Below are 24,707 nucleotides of genomic sequence, written 5' to 3' on the forward strand. Positions count from 1 at the left end.
CGACCGCCCCCTGTCGAACTGCCCCAGATCTGGGGCAGGCTCGCCGGGAGTGGGCGACAACTCCAGATCTTGGACAGTTTCCGTCCGTGCCGAACGGAAACTGTCCAAGATCTGCACCGCCCCCGAATGGGGCAGCTCGACAGTGCCCGCCGATGGTCCGGCGAGTCGGTCTCCGCGCGTCCGAAGCGCGGGAGGCGCCGAGGACAACCGCCCTGCGGTGCGCATCCCGGGCGCTCGTCGCGCCGGCTGAGGGATCAGGCCAGTCCAGCGCGGCGCAGAGCCTCCGCCATCGCGTCGTTCGCCGGCGCCGGCCCGCCCTGCCGCTGCTGCCCGCCGCGACCGCCGGACCCGCCCCGACCGCCGGACCTGCCCTGGCCGCCCGATCCGCTCGGACCGCCCGATCCGCCCTGGCCACCGGACCCGCCCTGCCCGCCGCGACCACCGGACCCGCCCTGGCCGCCACCGGGCCCGCCGTGACCGCCACCGGGCCCGCCGTGACCGCCACCGGGCCCGCCGTGACCGCCACCGGGCCCGCCGTGACCGCCCTGTCCGCCGCGACCAGCCTGCGGTCCGCGCTGCGCCGGGCCGCCGCGCACCTCCTGGCTCGTCCGACCACCGGCGGCCGGCTCGTCCTCCAGGCGCAGGGTCAGCGAGATCCGCTTCCGGGGTACGTCCACGTCGAGGACCCGGACCTTGACCACGTCGCCGGACTTCACCACCTCACGGGGGTCCTTCACGAACGTCCGAGACATCGCCGACACGTGCACGAGGCCGTCCTGGTGCACCCCGACGTCCACGAACGCGCCGAAGGCGGCCACGTTGGTGACCACGCCCTCCAGCACCATGCCCGGCGTCAGGTCGCTGATCTTCTCCACGCCCTCGACGAAGGTCGCAGTGCGGAATTCCGGGCGGGGGTCACGGCCCGGCTTCTCCAGCTCGGCGAGGATGTCGGTGACGGTGGGCAGGCCGAACCGGTCGTCGACGAAGTCGGTGGCGCGCAGCCCGCGCAGGATGGCGCTCCTGCCGATCACCGCGCGCAGGTCCTGCCCGGTGCTGGCGAGGATGCGCCGCACCACCGGGTACGCCTCGGGGTGCACGCTGGACGAGTCCAGCGGGTCGTCCCCGTCGGGGATGCGCAGGAAGCCGGCGCACTGCTCGAACGCCTTCGGCCCGAGCCGGGCCACCTTCTTCAGCTCGGTCCGTGACCGGAACGGCCCGTTGGCGTCCCGGTGCAGCACGATGTTCTCGGCCAGCCCGGCCCCGATCCCGGAGACCCGGGTCAGCAGCGGCGCGGACGCGGTGTTGACGTCCACCCCGACCGCGTTGACGCAGTCCTCCACGACCGCGTCCAGCGACCGGGACAGCTTCACCTCGGACAGGTCGTGCTGGTACTGGCCGACGCCGATCGACCGTGGGTCGATCTTGACCAGCTCGGCGAGCGGGTCCTGGAGGCGGCGGGCGATGGATACCGCGCCGCGCAGCGACACGTCCATCCCGGGCAGCTCCTGCGAGGCGTACGCGGAGGCGGAGTAGACCGACGCGCCGGCCTCGGAGACCATCACCTTCGTCAGGTTGAGCTGCGGGTGCCGCTTGATCAGGTCAGCGGCCAGCTTGTCGGTCTCGCGGGAGGCGGTGCCGTTGCCGATCGCGATCAGCTCCACCCCGTGCGCCCCGGCCAGTCGGGCGAGGGTCTCGATCGACGCGTCCCACTGCCGGCGCGGCTCGTGCGGGTAGATGGTGTCGGTGGTGAGGACCTTGCCGGTGGCGTCGACCACGGCCACCTTCACCCCGGTCCGCAGGCCCGGGTCCAGACCCATCGTGGGTCGGGTACCGGCCGGCGCGGCGAGCAGCAGGTCGCGCAGGTTGGTCGCGAAGACCCGTACGGCCTCCTCCTCGGCGGCCTGCCACAGCCGCATCCGCAGGTCGGCCCCGAGGTGGATGAGGATCCGGGTACGCCACGCCCAGCGGACCGTGTCGGCCAGCCAGCGGTCGGCGGGGCGGCCGGCGTCGGACACACCGAACCGGCCGGCGATCACCGCCTCGTACCGGCTCGGGCCCGTCGGCACGGCGTCGGCCTCGCCGGCCTCCTCGGGCTCCATGGTCAGGTCGAGCACACCTTCCTTCTCGCCCCGGAACATCGCCAGGATCCGGTGCGAGGGCAGCTTCGGGTACGGCTCGGAGAAGTCGAAGTAGTCGGCGAACTTCGCGCCGGCCGTCTCCTGACCATCGCGTACCCGGGACACCAGGCGGCCCCGCGACCACATCTGCTCGCGCAGCGTGCCGATCAGGTCGGCGTCCTCGGCGAAGATTTCGATCAGGATCGCCCGCGCGCCCTCCAGCGCGGCGGCGGCGTCGGCGACGCCCTTCTCCGCGTCGACGAACCCGGCGGCCGTGGCCTTCGGGTCCTGGATCGGGTCGGCCAGCAGCGTCTCGGCCAGCGGGGCGAGGCCGGCCTCGCGGGCGATCTGCGCCCGGGTCCGCCGCTTCGGCTTGTACGGCAGGTAGATGTCCTCCAGCCGCGACTTCGAGTCGGCGGCCATGATCTGCGCTTCCAGCGCCTCGTCCAGCTTGCCCTGGCCGCGGATCGACTCCAGTACGGCGGCCCGCCGCTCGTCCAGCTCCCGCAGGTAGCGCAGCCGCTCCTCCAGGGTGCGCAGCTGGGTGTCGTCGAGCAGGCCGGTGGCCTCCTTGCGGTAGCGGGCGATGAACGGCACGGTGGCGCCGCCGTCGAGCAGCTCCACGGCCGCCCGCACCTGACGCTCGGCCACGCCGAGCTCGTCGGCGATCCGCTGATGAACAGACTGGGTCACGATCTCGATCCGCCTTCGAAAGTGGGTACCGCCTGCATTCTGCCGGGCGTCCCCGACCGCTGTCGCCGCGCCCGGCCGGTCGCGCCGTCGCGCCGTCGCGCCTCCGCGCCCGTGCCGGGTCGATCCGTCGACGGGCCCCGCCGGGCCTGCGCTAGCGTGGCGATCATGGAATCACCTGCGGAGCCGCGCGCCCGGCGGCTCTTCGGCGGTAGCGCTCGGGCCCTCGGCGACCTCACGGCCAACCCGTTCCGCGCCGACCGGGACCGGATCGTCGGCTCGCCGTTCTTCGCCCGACTCGGCGGGGTCACCCAGGTGATCAGCCCAGTCGGCTCCGGGTTGCTGGTGCACAACCGGCTCACGCACAGCCTCAAGGTCGCCCAGGTGGCCCGGGCCATCGCCGAGCGACTGACGGCCGACGACAGGTGGCGCGGCCTGCTGGACAAGCTCGGTGGCTGCGACCCCGACGTGGTGGAGGCCGCCGCTCTCGCCCACGACCTCGGCCACCCGCCGTTCGGCCACCTGGGGGAGCGGGTGCTCGACCGGCTGGCCCGCCAGCGCCTCGGCCTCGCCGACGGGTTCGAGGGCAACGCGCAGTCGTACCGGATCGCCACGAGCACCGAGATCCGTGGCGCGGCCACCACCGGGTTGGATCTGACCGCTGCGGTCCGCGCGGCGATGCTGAAGTACCCGTGGACGCGGCTGGACTACCCCGACCCCCACCCGCGCCTGCTCGATCCGCCGCCGCGCGGCGCCACCCCGCCACCCGACGACCCGGAGAGCGGCTCGTTGAAGTTCGGGGCGTACCGGACCGAGCTGGACGACCTGCGGCAGGCCCGGGAGCCGTTCGTCGGCCGCATTCCGGACTGGCAGCAGACCGTCGAGGCGTCCGTCATGGACACTGCCGACGACATCGCGTACGCGATCCACGACGTGGAGGACTTCTACCGGGTCGGTGTGCTCCAGCAGGGCGCGGTGTCCGCCGAGCTGATGGCCTGGCAGCGCGAGAGCGGGCACTTCCGGGCGATCACCGACGCGGCGCTGGCCACCTCGGCCCGCCGGCCCGGCGCGGCCATCGAGCGGCTACGCCGGCAACTGCACCGCAAGGACGCCTGGATCGCCGACGACGACGCGTTCGCGGCTGCCGTCGAGCATGTCCGCGAGGAACTGGTGGACGGGCTGCTCGCGATGCCGTTCGACGGTTCGATCGAGGCGGAGCAGTACGTGGCGCGGTTCTCCGCCCGCTGGTCCGCCCGCTTCGTCGAGGCGATCACCGTGTCCGACCAGCCGTCGGTGCGCTCCGGGCACGTGCTGTTGGGCTGCGCGCAGTGGCACGAGGTGCAGGTGCTCAAGTTCGTCCACCACCGGTTCGTGCTGGCCCGCCCCGATCTGGCCCTGCACCAGCGTGGTCAGGCCCGGCTGCTGGGCACCCTCGTCGAGGCGCTGTGGGAGTGGCTGCTCGACCCGGAGGAGGAGTCCCGCCTGCCCCGCCGGCTGCACGACCTGGTCGAGCTGGCCGAGGCCGAACTGCACCCGCGCACCCCGCACCGGATCGGCCGCGCCCGGGGACGCGCCATCGTGGACTTCGTCGCGCAGCTCACCGACGGCCAGGCGGTCGCCATGCTGGACGCGCTCTCCGGTCGCTCCGGCGCGCTCTGGACCGACGCCTTCGTGCTCTGATCCAGCTCAGGCCGAACCGCTCAGGCGACGGACTGCCACCACCCGTCGACGGCGGGCGGGTCGTCGACCACGACCCGCTCGCCCGGGCGGGGCACGGCGAGTCGTACGTCCCGGGCCTTCGCCTCGGCCCACAGCCGGTTCACCGGCTCCGACCAGTCGTGCAGGGCCAGGTTGAACGTCGCCCAGTGCACCGGGATGAACAGTCCGCCGCGCAGGTCCAGGTGGGCGTCGACCGCCTCCTCGGGGAACATGTGGATCGTCGGCCACGCCCGGTCGTACGCGCCGATCTGCATCAGCGTCACGTCGAACGGCCCGTGCTGGGCGCCGATCGCCGCGTACCCGGAGAAGTAGCCGGAGTCGCCGGTGTAGAAGACCCTGCGTCGTGCCCCGGCGACCACCCAGGAGCTCCAGAGCGTGCCGTCGCGGCGCAGTCCGCGACCGGAGAAGTGCTGCGCGGCGGTGGCCGTGATCTCCAAACCGTCGACCCGGTGCGACTCGGACCAGTCCAGCTCGATGATCCGTTCGGCGGGCACCCCCCACCGGTCCAGGTGGGCGCCCACACCCAGCGGCACCACGAACGGTGCCGACTGCCCGGCCACCAGCGCCCGCACGGTGGACATGTCGAGGTGGTCGTAGTGGTCGTGGGAGATCAGGATGGCGTCCAGTGGGGGTAGCTCGTCCAGGCGTACCGGCGGCTCGTGCAGACGGCGCGGGCCGACCATGCCGGACGGCGAGCAGCGGTCGCTCCACACCGGGTCGAGCAGGACCCGCCGGCCCTCGATCTCGATGAGCGCCGACGCGTGGCCGTACCAGACGATGTTCAGCTCGTCGGCGGTGTCGGCGGCGGGCGATGCTTCGGGCCGCACGAGCGGCACGGACGTGGTGGGCCGCCGCTTCTGCTTGCCGAAGATCAGTTCGCGGACCAGGTTGCGACCCGGCTCGGCGGCGACCATCGTGCGAACGTCGGCCTGGTTGTGGAAGGTGCCGTCGCGGAACTGGGGCGAGCGGGCCGCGCGCTCGGCGCGGGCCCCGGCGAGCCGGCCGCCCAGCGCCGCCGGCACGTCCCGGGCCACCCAGGCCAGGCCGGCCAGCGCGGCCAACCCCGCCGTCGCCCGCATCCGTCGCCCGAGTGACCCTTGCCCGTCCGTGCGTCCCGCTGGCGCCATCGCCGTCCCTCCGCCGAGTCCCGCAGTACACGGTAGTTCCCCCGGACGACTCCCGCCCCCGGGGCGAGGTCAGCCGCCGTTGCTGGGCCGTTGGACGGTTGTCCGGTACGCGGTGCCCGTGCCGCCGAGGCGGTCCACCGCGGCGAGGAACTTCGGACCCATGGCGGCCCGGGCCCGCACCGCCGGATGGGTCGCGCCGAAGTTGTCCGCGTCGGCCTGCCCGTCGGCGAAGAGGGCGTAGGTGAGCACCGCCGCGCCGGACCGGTCGAAGATCACCCCGGCCTCGTGCCGGGCGTCGGCGAACCAGCCGGCCTTGGTGGCGATGCGGGCCCGCTCGTCGGAGGACATGGTGCGCCGGATGCCGTCCGTGAAGGCCACCGGGGAACGCAGCAGCCCGAGCAGGTGCGCCGTCGAGGACGGCGAGAGCAGGCGTGCCGCCGACCAGGGCGCGGAGCAGGTCGTGCGTCTCCCGGGGAGTGCTGGTGCCGAGGAGGAACCGGTTCGGGTTGGCGACCGGCTCGACCTGGGTGTTCGGGAAACCCTTGGCGACCAGGATCGAGTTGATCTGGGCGGCCGGGGCGACCAGCCCGCACAGCCGTACCGCCGTGTCGTCCGAGACGGTCAGCAGGTTCGCCAGCACGTGCCCCAGCGTCACGCTGCTCGGGTACGCGCCGTCCAGGCTGAAGATGCCGTCACCACCCGGCACCACGATCGCGGCGGTCACCTCGACCCGCTGGTCCAGCGTCAGCAGCCCACGGTCGACCTTGTCCAACACCGCCGTGGCCACCGCGATCTTGTTGACGCTGTACGCCTCGATCGTCCGGTCCGCGTCCGCCGCCACCGCGACGACCGGCGCGCCCGCCGGGTCGGCCACGCTGACGTACGCCTGCCAGTTGCCGCCGGCCTTGGTGCGGTGCCGGGTGAAGGCGGCAGCGACCCGGTTGGCAGCCCGAGCCGGGGTGGTCGGCGTGCCCTCGGTGCTCTCGGTTGCGCTGGCCTGGGTGGCAGCGGCAGCGCCGAGCACCGTACCGGCGGTGGCCACTGTGCCCAGTCCGAGTGCTGTCCTGCGGTTCGGTCGGATGGTCAATCGTCTCTCCCGTCGGGGGCGCCGGAGCGCTTGCCGGCCCACCACCCTAGGCGAGTTGATCTATTCACGATGCCTCCGGGAAAGGTTCCGAACAGTCCCGAACAGTGTCATCCGAGCCGTCGGCGCAGCACGGCGCCGACCGCGCCGCGTCAGGCCCGCGAGCCGCATCAACGGTCCGACGAGGACGTCGTAGACGCCCGGCAGCACCGTGAAGCCCGCCCGCAGCACCACGTTCAGCCGGCCCACCGAATGCCCGGGCGGTCGCCCGGCCGATCCCGCTGCTCGCGCCCGCGACCACCACCACCCGGCTCACGGAGCCAGGACCACCTTGATGCAGCCGTCCTCCTTCTTCTGGAACATGTCGTACGCGCGCGGCGCGTCGCTCAGCGGCAGCCGGTGGGTGCGCAGATCCTCCACGCCCAGCGGGTCGTCGTCGCCGGAGAGCAGCGGCATGAGCTCGTCGACCCAGCGGCGCACGTGGCACTGCCCCATGCGCAGTTGGATGCCCCGGTCGAACATTTCCATCATCGGCATCGGGTCGGCCTCGCCCCCGTACACCCCGGAGAGCGAGACGGTGCCGCCGCGACGGACCGCCTTGACGGCGGCGTGCAGGACGGCGAGCCGGTCCGTGCCGACCCGGTCCGTCATCGTCTGGGCGAGCTTGTCCGGCAGCAGGCCGACGGCCGCGTGGGCCAGCTTGCCGACCGGGGAGCCGTGCGCCTCCATGCCGACGGCGTCGATGACGGCGTCCGGACCACGCCCGTCGACCAGGTCGATCAGTGCGCCCGGCACGTCGGACAACTCGCGTACGTCGAGCACCTCGATGCCGTGCCGGCGGGCCAGCTCCAGCCGCTCGGGCACCAGGTCCAGCCCGATCACCCGCTTGGCGCCGAGATGGCGGCCGATGCGGGCGCAGAACTGGCCGACCGGGCCCAGCCCGAAGACGGCCAGGGTGCCGCCGGGTGGGGTGTCGGCGTACTTCACCGCCTGCCAGGCGGTGGGCAGGATGTCGGAGAGGTAGAGGTAGCGCTCGTCCGGGCCGGTCTGCGGGATCCTGATCGGCCCGAACTGGGCCTGCGGAACGCGCAGGTACTCGGCCTGGGCGCCGGGCACCGAACCGTAGAGGGAGGTGTAGCCGAACAGCGCCGCGCCCTTGCCCTCGCTGGTCACCTGGGTCGTCTCGCACTGGGCGTAGAGCTGACGTCGGCACATCCAGCAGCTACCGCACGAGATGTTGAACGGCACCACTACCCGGTCGCCGGGCTTGAGTCCGGTCACCTCCGACCCGACCTCCTCGACGATTCCCATCGGCTCGTGCCCCAGGATGTCGCCGGGCTTCAGGTACGGCCCCAGCACCTCGTACAGGTGCAGATCCGAGCCGCAGATCGCCGTCGACGTGATCTTGACGATCGCGTCGGTCGGCTTTTCGATCCGAGGATCGGGCACGTCCTCGACCCGTACGTCCCGCTTGCCCTGCCAGGTCAACGCCTTCATGTCCGGCTGCCCTCCCTCGGTCCTGTCTGACTGCTACCCGGGGAGGAGGAGTTGAACCGGCGGCGACCAGCGGGCGCGTCACTCGATCGGCGTGCGGGACTGCATCGGCAGGTACGCCGAGGGGCTCGGCCACACATGATCGACCCCGTTTCGCCGATGCGGCGGCATCCGCGCGCTCGGACACCGCCACTTCGGCGAAACGGGGTCGATCTGCCGCGTCAGGAGCCGGGGGTGTTGCCGCCCTTCGTGGTGGCCGACAGGTAGTCGCGGTTGAGGCGGCCGATCGTGTTCAGCGGGATGCCCTTCGGGCAGGCCACCGTGCACTCGCCGGCGTTGGTGCAGCCGCCGAAGCCGGCCTCGTCGTGCGCGTCGACCATGCCGATCACCCGGGTGTAGCGCTCCGGCTGGCCCTGCGGCAGCAGCGAGAGTTGGGTGAGCTTGGCGGCGGTGAAGAGCATGCCCGAGCCGTTCGGGCAGGCCGCCACGCACGCGCCGCAGCCGATGCAGGCCGCCGACTCGAAGGCGGCGTCCGCGTTGGCCTTGGCGACCGGGGTGGAGTGTGCCTCGGGCGCGCTGCCGGTCGGTGCGGTGATGTAGCCACCGGCGGCGATGATCTTGTCGAAGGCGCCCCGGTTGACCACCAGGTCCTTGATGACCGGGAAGGCGCTCGCCCGCCACGGCTCGATGTCGATCGTCTCGCCGTCCTTGAACTGCCGCATGTGCAACTGGCACGCCGTGGTGCCGCGCCGCGGCCCGTGCGCGTCCCCGTTGATCATGAGGCCGCACATGCCGCAGATGCCCTCGCGGCAGTCGTGGTCGAACGCCACCGGGTCCTCGCCGTCGAGGATCAGCCGCTCGTTGAGCACGTCGAGCATCTCCAGGAACGACATGTCCGGGGACACGTCGTCGACCGGGTAGGTCACCATCCGACCCTTGTCCTCAGGGCCCTTCTGGCGCCAGATGCGCAGGGTCAGGTTCACTTGTAGCTCCGCTGCGTGGGGTGGACGTATTCGAACTTCAGGTCTTCCTTGTGCAGCACCGACGGCTCACCGGTGGCGGTGAACTCCCAGGCCGCCACGTACGCGAACCGGTCGTCGTCGCGCTGCGCCTCCCCGTCGGGGGTCTGGTGCTCGGCCCGGAAGTGGCCGCCGCAGGACTCCTCGCGGTGCAGGGCGTCGATGCACATCAGCTCGGCCAGCTCGAAGAAGTCGGCCACCCGGCCGGCCTTCTCCAGCGACTGGTTCAGCTCCTCGCCGGTGCCGGACACCTTGACCCGCTGCCAGAACTGCTCACGCAGGTCGCGGATCTCACCGATCGCCTTGCGCAGTCCGGCCTCACTGCGCTCCATGCCGCAGTGCTCCCACATGATCTGGCCCAGCTCGCGGTGGAACGAGTCCACGGTCCGGTCGCCGTCGACGGCCAGCAGCCGCTGGATCCGGTCCTCGACGTCGGTACGCGCCTCGACCGCCGACGGGTGGCTGGCGTCGACCTTCTCCAGGGGGCCCGAGGCCAGGTAGTTGGCGATGGTGGTGGGCAGCACGAAGTAGCCGTCGGCGAGGCCCTGCATCAGCGCCGAGGCGCCGAGCCGGTTCGCGCCGTGGTCCGAGAAGTTGGCCTCGCCGATCACGAACAGGCCCGGGATGCTCGACTGGAGGTCGTAGTCGACCCACAGGCCACCCATCGTGTAGTGCACGGCGGGGTAGATGCGCATCGGCACCTCGTACGGGTCCTCGCCGGTGATCCGCTCGTACATCTCGAAGAGGTTGCCGTACTTGGCCTCGATGGCCTTGCGGCCCAGCCGGTCGATGGCGTCGGCGAAGTCGAGGTAGACGCCGAGCTTGGTCGGACCGACGCCCCGGCCCTCGTCGCACACGTTCTTGGCGGCGCGGGAGGCGATGTCGCGGGGGACCAGGTTGCCGAAGGAGGGGTAGATCCGCTCCAGGTAGTAGTCCCGCTCGTCCTCCGGAATGTCGCGCGGGTTGCGGTCGTCGCCCTTGCTCTTGGGCACCCACACCCGGCCGTCGTTGCGCAGCGACTCGCTCATCAGGGTCAGCTTCGACTGGTGGTCGCCGGAGACGGGGATGCAGGTCGGGTGGATCTGCGTGTAGCAGGGGTTGGCGAAGTACGCGCCCTTGCGGTGCGCCCGCCAGGTGGCGGTGACGTTGCAGCCCTTGGCGTTGGTGGAGAGGTAGAAGACGTTGCCGTAACCGCCGGAGGCGAGCACGACCGCGTCGGCCATCTCGGTGCTGATCTCGCCGGTGACCAGGTCCCGGACGACGATGCCGCGGGCCTTGCCGTCGACGATGACCAGCTCCAGCATCTCGTGCCGGGCGTTCATCTCCACGGTGCCCAGGCCGATCTGCCGCTCCAGGGCCTGGTACGCGCCGAGCAGCAGCTGCTGACCCGTCTGACCCCGGGCGTAGAAGGTGCGCTGCACCTGGGCGCCACCGAAGGAGCGGGTGTCCAGCAGGCCGCCGTACTCGCGGGCGAACGGCACGCCCTGGGCGACGCACTGGTCGATGATGTTGACCGACACCTCGGCCAGGCGGTGCACGTTCGACTCCCGGGAGCGGAAGTCGCCGCCCTTGACGGTGTCGTAGAAGAGCCGGTGCACCGAGTCGCCGTCGTTGCGGTAGTTCTTCGCGGCGTTGATGCCGCCCTGCGCGGCGATCGAGTGCGCCCGGCGCGGGCTGTCCTGGTAGCAGTAGGACTTGACGTGGTAGCCCTGCTCGGCCAGTGTCGCCGCGGCCGATCCGCCGGCCAGGCCGGTGCCGACCACGATCACCGTCATCTTGCGGCGGTTGGCCGGGTTGACCAGCTTGGCCTCGAAGCGCCGGGTCTCCCAGCGCTTCTCGACCGGGCCGGTGGGCGCCTTCGTGTCGGCGATCGGGTCGCCTTCGGTGAAGAGTTCCATGTCAGGACACCAATCCGGTGAGTACGGCGAACGGGACCACCAGGTATCCGGCGCAGAGCGCCACGGCGAAGACGAGCGCGGCGCTGCGCGCCCGGCGCTCGCCCCGGGGCGTCTGCTGGCCGAGGCTGCGGAACGCGCTGAACGCGCCGTGCCGCAGGTGGAAGCCGAGCGTGACGATCGCCAGGGCGTAGAAGAGCGTGACGTACCAGCGCTCCGGCGCGAAGTCGGCGACGACGTTGCCGTAGGGCTTGCCCTCGGTGCCGACCGGGTTGAGCGTGCCGGTGGTCAGGTCCAGGAGGTGGTAGATCACGAACAGCAGGATGATCACGCCACCCCAGCGCATGGTGCGGGCCGCGTAGCTGCCCCGGACCTTCTTGCGGTGGGCGTACTTCACCGGGCGGGCGGCGCGGGCCCGCAGCGCCAGCACGGTGGCGGCCCAGATGTGGGCGACGACGGCCACCACGAGGACGGTGCGCAGGATCCACAGGAACCAGACGCCGGGCAGCAGCGGCTTGCCGATGTCGCGCAGCCAGTGCGCATAGTGGTCGAACGAGGTCTCCCCCGTGAACACCTTCAGGTTCCCGAGCATGTGCGCGATCAGGAACAGCACCAGCAGGATGCCCGTCACCGCCATGACGGCCTTGAGGCCGACGTTCGAGCGGATGGGCGACCGAGTTTTCGTCATTACCACGGAACCGACGCTAGGAGCACTTTGATCAGTCGTCCAATGCATCGAACTCGTAGCGTTGATAGCCGTAGGCTATGTAGATGCAGCTCCATCAGCTCCGGTACTTCGTCGCGGTGGCCGAAGTACGACATTTCACCCAAGCCGCCGACATCGTTGGCATAACCCAGCCCTCATTGAGTAAGCAAATTCACGCCTTGGAGACCGACCTCGGCGCCCCGCTGTTCGAACGGCTAAGGGGCAACATCGCCCTCACCGCAGCCGGGGAGGTGCTCCTGCCGTTGGCGACCCGGATCCTCGCCGACGTGGAGACCGCGACCCGGGAGGTGCAGGAGCTGGTCGGGCTGCGCCGAGGGCGGGTACGGCTCGGGGCCACCCCGAGCCTGGCCACCTCGCTCGCCCCGCCGGTGCTGCGCCGGTTCCGCGACGCGCACCCCACCGTCGACCTCCGCGTCGAGGAGGGTGGATCCCAGGATCTCGTCCGTAACCTGCTGCGCGGTGACCTCGACCTGGCCCTGATCATCATGCCGTCGCAGGGCGCCGACCCGGGCCTGCGTGTCGACCCGATCCTGCGCGAGAGCCTGGTGGTGGCCTCGGTGGGCGAGGTGCCGACCGCGTCGAGCACCGGGGAGCTGCGCATCACCGACCTGCGGGACCAGCCGATGGTGATGTTCCGGGAGGGCTACGACCTGCGCGACGCCACCATCCAGGCGTGCCGGGCGGCGGGCTTCGAACCGAGCTTCGCGGTGGACGGCGGCGAGATGGACGCCGTCCTCAGCTTCGTCGAGGCGGGGCTCGGCATCGCCCTGGTGCCGGGCATCGTGCTGGCCCGCCGGCCCGGCGTCCGCATCACGCCGCTGGCGCCCCCCGGGGTGCGGCGGACCATCGCGGTGGCCCGCCGCCGCGACGTCGTGCCGACGCACGCCGGCCGGGAACTCCGGCGCATCCTGCTCGACTACGTCCAGTCCGCGAGCGACCGGGGCGAGCTGCCGCCCGGCGTGGAGCCACTGGGCTGAGCCAGCCCCAGGGCCCGGCTGCCGCTGCGACCGGGCCACGTCGTGCCGGCTCAGCGCCCCTCGGCGTCGTCCATCGCCCGGTAGATCCGCTGCTCCGAGACGGGGTACGGGGTGCCCACCGCCTGGGCGAAGACGTTCACCCGCAACTCCTCGATCATCCAGCGGATCTGTCGTACGGCTGCCTCCTGTCGACGCGCGGACGGCAGGGCGGCGAGCAGGTCGTCGTACTCCTTCTGCACCACCGCGATCCGGTCCTGCTGTTGACGGTCCCGCTGCGGGTTGCCGCCGAGGCGGTCGAGTCGGCGTTCGACGGCGGTGAGGTAGCGGAGCAGGTCGGGCAGGCGGGCGTACCCGGTCTCGGTGATGAAACCGGCGTGCACCAGGCCGGCGAGCTGCTTGCGGATGTCGGCCAGCGCCGCCACCACGGCCAGGTTACGTGTCGCGCCGAGCCGCTGCTCCACCGCGTACGCGGCGGCGAGGACCCTGCGGACCCGGTCCATCACCTCGACGACGGTGTCGACCAGGTCGGCACGGACCTTCTCGCGCAGCGCGGCGAAGCCGTCGGCGTCCCACGCCGGCCCACCGGCGGCGTCGATGAGCCGGTCGATGGCCGCGCCGGCCGCGTCCTCGATCAACTCCTGCACGCCGCCGTGCGGGTTGCGGCTCAGCGCGAGCTTCGCCTCGTTGCTCAACCGCCTCTGCAGGAACCGGGCCGGGGACGGCACGGTGAGCCGCAGGAGCCGGCGGGTGCCCGCCCAGTGCGCCGCCTCCGCCTCGGCGGGGGAGTCGAAGATCTTCACCCCGACCGTGGCACCCTCGTCGACCAGCGCCGGGTACGCGGTCACCGCGTAGCCGGCGCGGACCTGCTCGATGGTCCGGGGCAGCGTGCCGATGCTCCACTCACGCAGGCCGGTGCGGGCGACCTCGGGCGCGGCGGCCGCCACGACCTGGCGTACCTCCTGACGTAGTTGACGTTGCAGGGCCGGCAGATCCTTGCCCTCGGCGACCGGCTTCTCGTCGTCGCCGAGGATTCGGAAGGTCACCCGCAGGTGCGCCGGTAGCTTGCCCGGCTCCCACGCGTCGCGGGGCACGGTGACCCCGGTCATCCGCCGCAACTCACGGGTGAGCGCGTCCAACAGCGACGTCTCCCCGGGGGTGATCGCGGCGAGCGCGGCCCGCGCGTAGTCCGGCACCGGCACGAAGTTGCGTCGGATCGCCTTGGGCAGCGAGCGGATCAGCGCGATCACCGTCTCCTCGCGCAGCCCCGGCACCTGCCAGTCGAAGCTCTCGGCCGGCACCTGGTTGAGCAGCGGCAGCGGGATGTCCACGGTGACGCCGTCGGTCGGCGTCCCCGGCTCGAAGCGGTAGGTCAGCGGCAGACGCACCCCGTCGGCCCGCCACTCGTCGGGGTAGTCGCTCTCGTCCACCCCGGCCCGGCCGTCGTTGATCAGCACGTCGCGGGTGAAGGTGAGCAGGTCGGGCTGCTCCCGGCGGGTCGTCTTCCACCAGGTGTCGAAGTGCCGGCCGGAGACCACGTCGGCGGGGATCCGCTGATCGTAGAAGCCGAAGATGGTTTCGTCGTCGACCAGGATGTCCCGGCGGCGGGCCCGGCTCTCCAACTCCTCGATCTCGCCCAGCAGCCGCTTGTTGTCGACCCAGAACCGGTGGTGGGTCTGCCAGTCGCCCTCGACGAGGGCGTGCCGGATGAACAGTTCCCGGCTCAGCGTCGGGTCGATCCGCCCGAAGTTGACCTTCCGAGAGCTGACCAGCGGGATGCCGTACAGGGTGACCTTCTCGTAGGCCATCACCGCAGCCTGCGTCTTCTCCCAGTGCGGCTCGCTGTAGCTGCGCTTGACCAGGTGCTGCGCGAGCGGTTCGACCCACTCCGGCTCGACCCGCCCGGCGATGCGTCCCCACAGCCGGGAGGTCTCCACCAGTTCGGCGGCCATCACCCAGCGCGGCGGCTTCTTGAACAGCGCCGAGCCGGGGAACAGTGCGAACTTCGCGCCCCGCGCGCCCAGGTACTCGTGCTTCTGGGCGTCCTTGAGGCCGATGTGCGACAGCAGGCCGGGCAGCAGGGACTGGTGCACATTCGGGATGTCGATCTCCTCCGGCAGGTCCGCGCCACCTCGGCGGCCCGCACTCCCGCCGGCGTCCGCGTCGGCCGAGGAGTCGCGCGCCGGCCGCCCACCGCGTCGGTCGCCCTCGGCCGGGGTACGCAGCACCTGGCGCAGTTGGCTGACGATGTCCTGCCACTCGCGAATCCGCAGGTAGTTCAGGTACTCCGCCCTGCACATCCGGCGGAACGCGCTGGAGGACAGCTCCCGCTGCTGCTCCCGCAGGTAACGCCACAGATTGAGGTACGCGACAAAGTCGGACTCCTTGTCGGCGAACCGGGCGTGCGCCTGGTCGGCCTGGGCCTGCTTCTCCGCCGGGCGCTCGCGGGGGTCCTGGATGGAGAGCGCGGCGGCGATCACCAGGATCTCGGTGGCGCAGCCGTTGCGCTCGCCCTCGACCACCATCCGGGCCAACCGCGGGTCGACCGGTAGCTGGGCCAGCCGCCGGCCCAGCGCGGTGAGGCGCTTCGCCGGGTCGGCCTCGGTCGGGTCCAGCGCGCCCAGCTCGTGCAGCAGGCTGACGCCGTCGGTGATGTTGCGCTTGTCCGGCGGGTCGATGAACGGGAACGCGGCCAGGTCGCCCAGCCCGATCGCGGTCATCTGGAGGATGACCGACGCCAGGTTGGTGCGCAGGATCTCCGGGTCGGTGAACTCGGGCCGGGACAGGAAGTCCTGCTCGTCGTAGAGGCGGATGCAGATGCCGTCCGAGGTACGACCGCAGCGTCCCTTGCGCTGGTTGGCCGACGCCTGCGAGACCGGCTCGATCGGCAGCCGCTGCACCTTGAGCCGGCTGGAGTAGCGGGAGATGCGGGCGGTGCCCGGGTCCACCACGTACTTGATCCCCGGCACGGTCAGCGAGGTCTCCGCGACGTTGGTGGCGAGCACCACCCGGCGCGAGCTGTGCGCGGCGAAGACGCGGTGCTGCTCGGCGGAGGACAACCGCGCGTACAGCGGCAGGATCTCGGTGCCGAGCAGGGACCGCTTCTTCTGCACCAGCTTGCCGAGGGCGTCGGCGGTGTCGCGGATCTCCCGTTCACCACTGAGGAAGACCAGGATGTCGCCCGGCCCCTCGGCCGACAACTCCTCGACGGCGTCGCCGATCGCCTGGATCTGGTCGCGGACGTTCTCCTCGTCGGCGTCGCCGTCCTCCTCACCCTCGGCCACCTCGACCAGCGGCCGGTAGCGCACCTCCACGGGGTAGGTGCGTCCGGAGACCTCGACGACCGGCGCCGGTACGCCCGCCGGCTCGTCCGCCGTGGGCGGCCCGGCGAAGTGCCGGGCGAAGCGGTCGGTCTCGATGGTCGCCGAGGTGATGATCACCTTGAGGTCCGGTCGCCGGGGCAGCAGCTCCCGCAGGTACCCGAGGATGAAGTCGATGTTGAGGCTGCGCTCGTGCGCCTCGTCGATGATCAGCGTGTCGTACTGGCGCAGCATCCGGTCGGTCTGCAACTCAGCCAGCAGGATGCCGTCGGTCATCAGCTTGACCAGGCTGCGCTCGCTCACCTGGTCGGTGAAGCGCACCTTGTAGCCGACCACGTCACCCAGCTCGGTGCCCAGCTCGTCGGCGATGCGGTCGGCCACCGTCCGGGCGGCCAGCCGCCGGGGCTGGGTGTGCCCGATCAGGCCGTTGATGCCGCGCCCCAGCTCCAGGCAGATCTTGGGGAGCTGGGTCGTCTTACCGGAACCGGTCTCGCCGGCCACGATCACCACCTGGTGATCGCGGATGGCGGCGGCGATGTCGTCCTTGCGCTCACTGACCGGCAAACCCGCCGGGTACGTGATCACCGGCACCGCCGCCTGCCGGGCGGCCAGCCGCTGCTCGGCCCGGGCCAGCTCGGCGGTGATCTCGGTCAGGGCCGCCTCCCGGCGCTGCGGGTCACGCAGCTTGCGGGCACCGTCCAGCCGCCGCTGGAGCCGGCGCTGGTCACGGAACATCAGGGGACTGAGGCGGCGGTGCAGGTCGCGGACGGGATCGGTCGCGGCGGAGGAGGCTGGATTCTGCATGTCGTGCCCAAGGATAGGCAGCCCGGCGGCGGGCCGCCCCTGGGTTACCGCGCGTGGGTGCCTCGGTGCGTCGACGGCGGTCTACAGTTGCGGCCGACGTCGAGCGCTGGGGGCCGGAATGGAGCTGCGGGACACTGATCGGGCGCTGGTGCAGGCCGCCACGGCGGTCGCCAAGCTGCGGTGCCGCAGCCAGCGCCATACCGGCGCGTCGGCCGCCCGGACCGCCGACGGTCGGGTGTTCTCCGGCGTGAACGTCCAGCACGACAGCGGGGACACCTGCGCGGAGCTGGTCGTGATCGGCGCCGCCGCCACGCAGGGCGTGACCGAGCTGGAGACGATCGTCTCGGTCACCGACCGGGGCCGGGCGGTCGTCGGGCCGTGCGACAGGTGCCGGCGGGTGCTGACGGCCTATTTCCCGGCGCTGCGGGTCATCGTGGGCGAGTCGGACGACCTGCGAATACTGCCGATCGAGGAGCTGCTCGGCTGACGGCGTCAGTCGCCGGCCGCCGCCTCGACCATCGACACGGGGATCGGCACGCTCTCGTACCGCACGTTGCCCTCGGGCACCATCCAACTCGCCACCCGCGCGCTGAGCAGGCCGGCACGGACGGCCGGATCGTCGGCGTAGAGCCCGCGTACCTCGTCCGGGGCGATGGAGAACACGACGAAGCCCCGTATCCGGTCGTCGTCGGCTGCCAGGAGTGGCCCGGCCGCGAGCACCAGTCCCTGCTCCACGAGACCCGCCTGGTGCGCCAGATGGGCGTCGCGTAACCGGTCGATCGCCTCGCTGGGCAGGTCCGGTGGATCCGACGGTCGGATCAGGAGGACGACCGTGTGTTGGTCGAATCGCATATCCCACACCATATGGTGTGTCCTGCCCCTCTTACGAGTGTTATCCGCCTTCCGGCCCACTTGAGGCCGCCCGCGAAACTCATTCTCTTATCGGGAAGCGGATGCGAGTGGGAGGTGCGGCATGGTCAGCAGACGACAGGTGCTCGTTGCCGGTGCCGTTGGTGGCGCCGCGGTTCTGGTGCCGGCGGGCTCGACGGCCGCGGGCCGCGCGCTCGCCGCGTCGACGCAGCTACGTGGCGCCGACATCCCCAAGTACGTCACCCCTGTGCGGATCCCACCGGCCATGCCCCGGGTGGCGACCGGACCCGAGCGGGACACGTACGTCATCGCGGTGCGACAGTTCCGCCAGCAGATCCTGCCGTCGTCCTGGCCGCGGACGACGGTGTGGGGCTACGGCTCCACCGCCCACCCCGGCAGTTTCGGCTACCCGGCGCCCAGCATCGTCGCGCGGGCGCACCATCCGGTCCGGGTGACCTGGATCAACGAGCTCGTCGACCACCGGGGCGACTACCTGCCGCACCTGCTGCCCGTCGACCCGAGCCTGCACTGGGCCAACCCGGGCGGCGGAACGGCGAACCGCGACGGGCACGGCCGGTCGGACGGCAGCCGCCGAGGTTACCGGGGTCCGGTGCCCCAGGTCGTCCACCTGCACGGCGGGCACAGCACGCAGGAGAGCGACGGGCACGCCGAGGCCTGGTACCTGCCGGTGGCCCGCGACCTGCCCTCCGACTTCGCGGTGACGGGCAGCGCGTACCGCGAGTTCCGGTCCCGCTTCGCCGAGCGGTCCGGCCTGCGCTGGGAGTCGGGCTCGGCCACCTTCGAGTACGCCAACGACCAGCGGCCCTGCACCCTCTGGTACCACGATCACTCGCTCGGCCTCACCCGCGAGAACGTCTACGCCGGCCCGGCCGGGTTCTACCTGCTCGGCGGCGACGACCTGCCCGACGGCGTGCTGCCCGGCCCGGCACCGGGTCACGACGACCCGCCGGACACCGCCTACCACGACATCCCGCTGTTGATCCAGGACCGCAGTTTCAGCCCCGACGGCGATCTGGTCTACCCAGGAGGTCACCACGACGAGTCGACCTGGACGTCGGCGTCCTCCGGCGAAACCATCGTGGTCAACGGCAGCACCTGGCCCAGCCTGACGGTGCAGCGCCGTCGCTACCGGTTCCGGTTGCTGAACGGCTGCAACAGCCGCTTCCTGATGCTCAGTGTCGCCGCCCACGCCACCGCGCGGCCGGCCCGCCCGGTGCTGCCGGTCTGGCAGATCGGCAGCGACGGCGGTTTCCTGCCCGAGCCGGTGCCGCACGAACACGTCACCCTCGGCCCCGCGCAGCGGGCCGACGTGATCGTCGACTTCACCGGCGTGCCCGCCGGCACCGAGCTGTACCTGGTCAACGAGGGGCCCGAGTGGGCGTACCTCGGCGGCCGGCCCGGAGTGGACTTCCCGCCCTCCGACCCGCGGAGCACCGGGCAGGTGATGCGGTTCGTGGTCACCGATGCGACCGGCGCGGACCCCAGCGTGCCGCCGGAGCACCTGCAACTGCCGGCCCACCCCCGGCTCGGTGCGGCGGAGCGGGTCCGGCGGTTGTCGCTCAACGAGCGCAGGTCCGGCCGGTCGATGGTGATGCTGCTCGGCACCCTCGATAGGCGCGGCCGGGGTCTGCCGATGCGCTGGAGCGACCCGGCGACCGAACAGCCCCTCGTCGGCGCGACCGAGGTGTGGGAGGTGCGCAACTTCACCCGCAACGTCCACCCCGTCCACCTGCACCAGGCCCAGTTCGAGCTGCTGGGTCGAGGGCGGTCGGGCCGGTCGGAGCCGCGGCCGGGGGAGCGCGGGTGGATGGACACGGTGCTCGCGTACCCGTGGGAGGTGACCCGGATCAAGGCCCGCTTCGACCTGCCGGGCCGCTACTCCTGGCACTGCCATCTCTTGGAGCACGAGGACAACGAGATGATGCGGCCGCTGAACGTGCTGCCGCGCGGCGGCGCGGCGGCCGGGGACGGCGGCGCGGCGGGCCTGCCGACAGCATCGACCGACGCCAGTTAGGTCACTTTCCGCAGGTCGGCTAAGGTTAGGCGAACCTAAGCTCGAACGTGCAGGAGACTCGTGACCACCCTCGTCGCCCGGCCGACGTCGGCCCGCAACTCCTCCGGTGCCCGCACCGGCCGGCGGGTCGTCGTCACCGTCGGGGCCGCGCTGGTGTTGCTGGTCGCCGTACTGGCCAGCTTCGCGCTGGGCAGCCGGCAACTCGGAGTCGGCGCGGTCTGGCACGCCCTCGTCGCGCCGGACGGCAGCGACGCGAGCACCATCGTCCGGGAACTGCGCATGCCGCGTACCGCCCTCGGTCTCGCGGTCGGGCTCGCGCTCGCCGTGGCCGGCGTGCTGTTCCAGGCGCTCACCCGCAACCCCCTCGCCGAGCCCCGCATCCTCGGCATCAGCGCCGGCGCGTCGTTCGGCGTGGTGCTCGCCATCTCCGTCTTCGGCATCGGCACGCTCGCCGGGTACGTCTGGTTCGGCATCGCCGGGGCGCTCGCCGCCGGTCTGCTGGTCTTCGCCATCGCCAGCCGGGCCCGTGAGGGTGCGAGCCCGGTCACCCTCGCGCTGGTCGGGGCGGCGCTCGACGCCAGCCTGGCCTCCGGGGTGTACGCACTGCTCAGCATCGACGCCCGCACCTTCGAGGAGTACCGGTTCTGGGTGGTGGGCGGGCTGGCCGGGAGGGACCTCGGCGTCACCGCGCAGGTGCTGCCGTTCGTCCTCGCCGGGCTGGTGCTGGCCGCCCTGGTGGCCCGGGGCCTGGACGCGCTGGCCCTCGGCGACGACGTGGCCCGTGGCCTGGGCCACCGCATCGGCCTGGTCCGCCTCGGCGGTGGGCTGGCCGCCGTGCTGCTGACCGGCGCAGCGGTGGCCGCCGCCGGGCCGGTCGCCTTCGTCGGGCTGGCCGTGCCGCACCTCGCCCGTGCCCTGGTCGGTGCGGACCACCGCTGGACCCTTGCCGTCTCGGCCCTGCTCGGGCCGGCGCTGCTGCTCGGTGCGGACGTCGTCGGCCGACTCGTCGCCCCGCCCGGCGAGATACCGGCCGGCATCGTCACCGCCCTGATCGGCGCGCCGCTGCTGGCCGTGCTGGTCCGCCGCGCCCGGGTGGTGACCGCGTGACCGCCGTACGCCGCCCCTCGGGCTTCGCCGCTCCGGCTGGTTCGGCCGGCTGGTCCGGCTCGGGCAGCCCGTCCGACCATTCCGGCTCGTCGCGCACCACGCCGGCCGCCGGCCAGGCCCGACTGCCGGGGCGTTCGCTGCTGCGGGTCGGTCCCGTCAGCCTGCTGATCCGCCGCCGCGCGACCCTGGTGGCCGTCGTACTGGCCGTGCTGCTCCTGCTGGCCGTCGTGCTCAGCCTCTCGCTGGGCACCCCGTACGTCGCCCCGGCCGACGTGCTGCGGGCGCTCTCCGGCGCCGGCACCCCGTACGACCTGGTGGTCTTTGATCTTCGGCTGCCCCGGGTCGTGCTGGCTGCGGTGGCGGGCGCGGCCTTCGGCGTGGCCGGCGCGCTGATCCAGAGCGTCGCCCGCAACCCCCTCGCGAGCCCGGACGTCATCGGCATCACCCAGGGCGCCGGTCTCGCCGCGACCGTGGCGCTGACCAGCGGTGCGGCGGCGGTGCTGGTGGCACCCAGCGCGTTGGTCGGCGGTCTGCTGGCGGCGGTGCTGCTGTTCGCCCTCGGCGCCCGGCACGGGCTGGCCGCGCAGCGGTTCGTCCTCGCCGGCGTGGCGGTCGCGTTCGCCTTCCGGGCGTTGACCGAGGTGGTCATGCTCACGGCCGACCCGATCGACGGTCTGCGGGCACAGATCTGGCTGATCGGCACCCTGGCCGGCAAGGGCTGGACCGAGGCCGCCTGGATCGCCGGCACCCTGCTGGTGCTGTTGCCGGTGCTGGCCTGGGCCGGCTGGGCCCTGAACAGCACCGCCCTCGACGACGACACCGCGCGGGGCGTCGGTTTGCGCCCGGTGGCCCGCCGGATCGGCCTGGCCGGCACCGGCGTGCTCGTCGCCGCGACGGTCACCGCCCAGGTCGGCGCCGTCGACTTCGTGGCGCTGGTCGCACCTCAGGTGGCGCGTCGACTGGTCCGCGCCGAACGGCCCCCGCTGGTCTGCGCCGCGCTGCTCGGGGCGCTGCTGCTGGTACTCGCCGACCTGGCCGGTCGCCGACTGTTCGCGCCCACCCAACTGCCGGCGGGCGTGCTGACCGCCGCGATCGGTGGCCCGTACCTGATCTTCCTGCTGCTTCGTGGACGGCGGCGGTCGTCGTGACGCCTCAAAGGAGTCGTGTGATGCTCTCCACCCGCGACCTGGTCGTCGGCTACGACGAGCGGACCGTGATCGACGGGCTCACCCTGGACCTGCCCACCGACGCGTTCACCGTGATCGTCGGCCCCAACGCGTGCGGCAAGTCCACCCTGCTGCGCACGATGGCCCGACTGCTCAACCCGCGCCACGGGACCGTCCTGCTGGACGGCACCGCCATCCGTGACCTGCCCACCCGCGACGTGGCCCGCCGGCTCGGCGTCCTGCCGCAGAGCCCGCTGGTGCCCGAGGGCGTCACCGTGGCCGACCTGGTCGGACGCGGCCGGCAGCCGTACCAGCGGTGGTGGCGGCAGTGGTCGTCGTCCGACGCCGCGGCGGTGGACGAGGCGATGACCCTGGCCGACGTGGCCGACCTGGCCGACCGGCCGGTGGACAGCCTCTCCGGCGGCCAGCGGCAACGGGTGTGGATCGCCATGACACTGGCCCAGGACACCGAGGCGCTGCTGCTGGACGAGCCGACCACCTTCCTCGACCTGGCCCACCAGGTGGAGGTGCTGGACCTGCTGCACCGGCTACGCGTCGAGCGGGGCCGCACCGTGGTCGCCGTGCTGCACGACCTCAACCAGGCCGCCCGCTACGCCGACCACCTGGTCGCGATGCGCGGCGGCGCGGTGGTGGCCGCCGGGCCGCCCCGGGAGATCCTCACCGCCGAGCTGGTCCGCGACGTCTTCGGGCTGGCCTGCGTCGTCGTGCCCTGCCCGGTGACCGGAGCGCCACTCGTGGTACCCGCCCACACCGGCGGTCCCGCCGCCCCGACCGCTGCGGCTGCCGGTGCCGGCGCTGCCTCCGGTGCTTCCGTTGGCGGTGCTGCGTCCGCTGTTCCCGTTTGCGGTGCTGCGTCCGTTGCCTCCGGTGCCGGCGCTGCCTCCGGTGCTGGCGTGGCCGGTGGCGCCGGCGACCCCGATTCGTCGACGGCGTCCGTGCCGGACGCCCGACCTGCCGCCGGCGATGCGGCCACCCCGCTCGCCGGCACGTACCCCTCGAAAGGACACTGATGCGTCGTCTCGTCGCCGCTCTCGCCGCGGCCGTCACCCTCGGGGTCAGCCTCACCGCCTGCGGTGAGAGCGACCCGGTCGCCGGCTCCGCCACCGGGGAGACCCGGGAGATCACCCACGCCATGGGCACCACCAAGGTCGCGGCCGAGCCCAAGCGCGTCGTCGTGCTCGACACCGACAAGATCGACACGGCGCTCTCGCTGGGCATCACGCCCGTCGGCGCGGCCACCGCCGGCGAGGCCAAGAGCTGGCCCACGTACTTCGGCGCGGACAAGCTCGCCGGCATCAAGGAGGTCGGGGTACTCACCGAGCCCGACCTGGAGACGATCAACGCGCTCAAGCCGGACCTGATCCTGGGCAGCAAGTTCCGCCAGGAGAAGTTCTACGACGAGCTGGCCGCCATCGCGCCGACCGTGTTCACCGACAAGGTGGGCATCACCTGGAAGGACAACTTCCTCCTCGACGGCAAGGCGCTCGGCCGCGAGCAGCAGGCCAAGGACCTGCTCGGCGCGTACGAGAAGCGGGCCAAGGAATTCGGCACCACCCTCGGCGACCCCGCCGCCCGCAAGGTGTCGATCGTGCGCTTCATCCCGGGCAACATCCGGGTGTACGGGCCGGACTCCTTCTCCGGCATCGTCATCGGCGACACCCGCCTCGGTCGTCCCGAGCGGCAGATGCTGGCCAACAAGGAGGACAAGCGCTTCGACCTGGTCAGCCCCGAGCGGATCAACGAGGTCGACGGCGACGTCATCTTCGTGACCGCGTACGGCGACAAGGCCGCCGCCGAGCAGGCCAAGGTGGTCGGCGGAACCCTCTGGAAGGGCCTCGGCGCGGTCAAGGCCGGCAAGGCGTACCCGGTCTCCGACGAGGTCTGGATGACCGGCATCGGCGTCGGCGCCGCCAACAAGATCCTCGACGACCTGACCAAGTACCTCCCCGCCACCTGACAAACCCGGCGCTCCCGCGCCGCCCGCTCAACCTCCGCTATTCAGAGTGAATAGCTGGCATCGAGGGTGGTCAAGGAAAGGTGCACCCGACCTGCAAGGATATGGTTGTTGGGGCCTTGTCCTATGTGGAAGCAGGTGCACCTTTCTGGTGAGTCACTCTATCGGGTGGGATGACCGGCTGTCCGTGACGGCCACGGACAAGAACCTCGTCGGTCACGCGGGTGCGGTCCTGCTCCGCAAATGCGCCGACAAAGCGGGGTTGACCAGCGGGTTGAATGCGGTGATACCCCGCGGTGAGGGTCCCGGGTGGTGGGATCGGGGCACCGTGCTGACGTCTCTGGCGGTGGCGATCGCGCTCGGCGCGACCAGCATGTCCGACATCGACCTGCTGGCCCACCAGGCCCCGGTGTTCGGGGACCCACCCTCGGACTGCACCGTCCGCCGCTGCCTGACCGCCCTCGACACCGTCACCTTGGGTAAAATCGCCAAGGCTCGGGCGAAGGCCCGCCGGCGGGTCTGGGACCTGATCGCCGGCCGAGCGGGTGGGTTCCCGTGGCTGCTGGTCGCCGGTAAACTTCTGC

16 protein-coding genes and 3 pseudogenes are annotated in these 24,707 nt (G+C 72.1%); 9 read left to right on the forward strand and 10 right to left on the reverse strand.

Translation table 11 applies throughout. The annotated features are described in order from the left end of the window. Nucleotides 1–254 precede the first annotated feature (254 nt). A complete protein-coding gene (locus ACLQ24_RS08815) occupies nt 255–2,810 on the reverse strand; it encodes a Tex family protein (protein WP_425890282.1) in 2,556 nt (851 codons plus the stop codon). Nucleotides 2,811–2,975: 165 nt separating this feature from the next. On the opposite strand from ACLQ24_RS08815, the gene ACLQ24_RS08820 reads away from it, so the two are divergent. Further along, nucleotides 2,976–4,487 carry a deoxyguanosinetriphosphate triphosphohydrolase family protein gene (locus ACLQ24_RS08820; RefSeq protein WP_425890283.1) on the forward strand — a complete coding sequence of 504 codons (1,512 nt, stop codon included), beginning with the start codon at nt 2,976–2,978 and terminating at the stop codon, nt 4,485–4,487. A gap of 20 nt (nt 4,488–4,507) precedes the next feature. On the opposite strand, the gene ACLQ24_RS08825 is transcribed toward ACLQ24_RS08820, so the two are convergent. The 7 genes and pseudogenes from ACLQ24_RS08825 to ACLQ24_RS08855 all read right to left on the reverse strand — a co-directional run bounded on the left by ACLQ24_RS08825 (nt 4,508) and on the right by ACLQ24_RS08855 (nt 11,833). After that, nucleotides 4,508–5,605 (reverse strand): MBL fold metallo-hydrolase, encoded by a 1,098-nt coding sequence (locus tag ACLQ24_RS08825; RefSeq protein ID WP_425890284.1) that lies wholly within the window; start codon nt 5,603–5,605, stop codon nt 4,508–4,510. 117 nt (nt 5,606–5,722) lie between these two features. Next, nucleotides 5,723–6,031: a hypothetical protein gene (locus ACLQ24_RS08830; protein ID WP_425890285.1), complete on the reverse strand. Its 309-nt coding sequence runs from the start codon at nt 6,029–6,031 to the stop codon at nt 5,723–5,725. Nucleotides 6,032–6,146: 115 nt separating this feature from the next. Next, nucleotides 6,147–6,785, reverse strand: a pseudogene (locus ACLQ24_RS08835) (serine hydrolase); the annotation flags it as partial. 264 nt (nt 6,786–7,049) lie between these two features. Then, complete coding sequence (locus ACLQ24_RS08840; protein WP_425890287.1) at nt 7,050–8,234, reverse strand: zinc-dependent alcohol dehydrogenase; 1,185 nt, start codon at nt 8,232–8,234, stop codon at nt 7,050–7,052. Nucleotides 8,235–8,452: 218 nt separating this feature from the next. Further along, on the reverse strand, nt 8,453–9,214 hold the full coding sequence (locus ACLQ24_RS08845) for a succinate dehydrogenase/fumarate reductase iron-sulfur subunit (protein WP_425890289.1): 762 nt from the start codon (nt 9,212–9,214) through the stop codon (nt 8,453–8,455). After that, on the reverse strand, nt 9,211–11,148 hold the full coding sequence (locus tag ACLQ24_RS08850) for a fumarate reductase/succinate dehydrogenase flavoprotein subunit (protein WP_425890291.1): 1,938 nt from the start codon (nt 11,146–11,148) through the stop codon (nt 9,211–9,213). The genes ACLQ24_RS08845 and ACLQ24_RS08850 overlap by 4 nt, the downstream gene beginning before the upstream one ends. A gap of 1 nt (nt 11,149) precedes the next feature. After that, the gene (locus tag ACLQ24_RS08855) at nt 11,150–11,833 is read right to left on the reverse strand and encodes a succinate dehydrogenase cytochrome b subunit (protein ID WP_425890293.1); all 684 of its coding nucleotides are present in this window, start codon (nt 11,831–11,833) and stop codon (nt 11,150–11,152) included. An 83-nt stretch (nt 11,834–11,916) separates the two neighbouring features. Here ACLQ24_RS08855 and ACLQ24_RS08860 point away from each other — a divergent pair, with 83 nt between their 5' ends. Beyond that, complete coding sequence (locus ACLQ24_RS08860) at nt 11,917–12,849, forward strand: LysR family transcriptional regulator (RefSeq protein ID WP_425890294.1); 933 nt, start codon at nt 11,917–11,919, stop codon at nt 12,847–12,849. Nucleotides 12,850–12,899: 50 nt separating this feature from the next. On the opposite strand, the gene hrpA is transcribed toward ACLQ24_RS08860, so the two are convergent. Beyond that, complete coding sequence (gene hrpA / locus ACLQ24_RS08865) at nt 12,900–16,970, reverse strand: ATP-dependent RNA helicase HrpA (RefSeq protein WP_425890296.1); 4,071 nt, start codon at nt 16,968–16,970, stop codon at nt 12,900–12,902. Between the two features lie 118 nt (nt 16,971–17,088). On the opposite strand from hrpA, the gene ACLQ24_RS08870 reads away from it, so the two are divergent. Beyond that, on the forward strand, nt 17,089–17,457 hold the full coding sequence (locus tag ACLQ24_RS08870; RefSeq protein WP_425890298.1) for a cytidine deaminase: 369 nt from the start codon (nt 17,089–17,091) through the stop codon (nt 17,455–17,457). A 5-nt stretch (nt 17,458–17,462) separates the two neighbouring features. Here the strand turns inward: ACLQ24_RS08870 and ACLQ24_RS08875 are convergent, their stop codons facing one another. Further along, a complete protein-coding gene (locus tag ACLQ24_RS08875) occupies nt 17,463–17,822 on the reverse strand; it encodes a YciI family protein (protein WP_425890300.1) in 360 nt (119 codons plus the stop codon). Nucleotides 17,823–17,943: 121 nt separating this feature from the next. On the opposite strand from ACLQ24_RS08875, the gene ACLQ24_RS08880 reads away from it, so the two are divergent. The 6 genes and pseudogenes from ACLQ24_RS08880 to ACLQ24_RS08905 form a co-directional block, all read left to right on the forward strand. Beyond that, nucleotides 17,944–19,875, forward strand: a complete 1,932-nt coding sequence (locus ACLQ24_RS08880; RefSeq protein WP_425890302.1) for a multicopper oxidase family protein — start codon at nt 17,944–17,946, stop codon at nt 19,873–19,875. A gap of 60 nt (nt 19,876–19,935) precedes the next feature. Beyond that, nucleotides 19,936–20,982, forward strand: a complete 1,047-nt coding sequence (locus ACLQ24_RS08885; protein ID WP_425890304.1) for a FecCD family ABC transporter permease — start codon at nt 19,936–19,938, stop codon at nt 20,980–20,982. Further along, on the forward strand, nt 20,979–22,130 hold the full coding sequence (locus ACLQ24_RS08890; protein ID WP_425890305.1) for a FecCD family ABC transporter permease: 1,152 nt from the start codon (nt 20,979–20,981) through the stop codon (nt 22,128–22,130). The genes ACLQ24_RS08885 and ACLQ24_RS08890 overlap by 4 nt, the downstream gene beginning before the upstream one ends. A 20-nt stretch (nt 22,131–22,150) precedes the next feature. Further along, a pseudogene (locus ACLQ24_RS08895) lies at nt 22,151–22,915 on the forward strand (ABC transporter ATP-binding protein); the annotation flags it as partial. 263 nt (nt 22,916–23,178) lie between these two features. Further along, nucleotides 23,179–24,126, forward strand: coding sequence for an ABC transporter substrate-binding protein (locus ACLQ24_RS08900; protein WP_425890307.1), 948 nt, complete (start codon nt 23,179–23,181; stop codon nt 24,124–24,126). Between the two features lie 325 nt (nt 24,127–24,451). Then, nucleotides 24,452–24,707, forward strand: a pseudogene (locus tag ACLQ24_RS08905) (IS1380 family transposase); the annotation flags it as partial.

Source organism: Micromonospora sp. DT4 (genome assembly GCF_049841675.1).
Classification (GTDB): domain Bacteria; phylum Actinomycetota; class Actinomycetes; order Mycobacteriales; family Micromonosporaceae; genus Micromonospora.

Bases quoted from the DNA above. Each gene is read 5' to 3' on its own strand.
- ACLQ24_RS08820 (WP_425890283.1), top strand. From the start codon at position 2,976: ATGGAATCACCTGCGGAGCCGCGCGCCCGGCGGCTCTTCGGCGGTAGC.
- ACLQ24_RS08825 (WP_425890284.1), bottom strand. From the start codon at position 5,605: ATGCGGGCGACGGCGGGGTTGGCCGCGCTGGCCGGCCTGGCCTGGGTG.
- ACLQ24_RS08840 (WP_425890287.1), bottom strand. From the start codon at position 8,234: ATGAAGGCGTTGACCTGGCAGGGCAAGCGGGACGTACGGGTCGAGGAC.
- ACLQ24_RS08850 (WP_425890291.1), bottom strand. From the start codon at position 11,148: ATGGAACTCTTCACCGAAGGCGACCCGATCGCCGACACGAAGGCGCCC.
- ACLQ24_RS08855 (WP_425890293.1), bottom strand. From the start codon at position 11,833: ATGACGAAAACTCGGTCGCCCATCCGCTCGAACGTCGGCCTCAAGGCC.
- ACLQ24_RS08860 (WP_425890294.1), top strand. From the start codon at position 11,917: ATGCAGCTCCATCAGCTCCGGTACTTCGTCGCGGTGGCCGAAGTACGA.
- hrpA (WP_425890296.1), bottom strand. From the start codon at position 16,970: ATGCAGAATCCAGCCTCCTCCGCCGCGACCGATCCCGTCCGCGACCTG.
- ACLQ24_RS08870 (WP_425890298.1), top strand. From the start codon at position 17,089: ATGGAGCTGCGGGACACTGATCGGGCGCTGGTGCAGGCCGCCACGGCG.
- ACLQ24_RS08875 (WP_425890300.1), bottom strand. From the start codon at position 17,822: ATGCGATTCGACCAACACACGGTCGTCCTCCTGATCCGACCGTCGGAT.
- ACLQ24_RS08880 (WP_425890302.1), top strand. From the start codon at position 17,944: ATGGTCAGCAGACGACAGGTGCTCGTTGCCGGTGCCGTTGGTGGCGCC.
- ACLQ24_RS08900 (WP_425890307.1), top strand. From the start codon at position 23,179: ATGCGTCGTCTCGTCGCCGCTCTCGCCGCGGCCGTCACCCTCGGGGTC.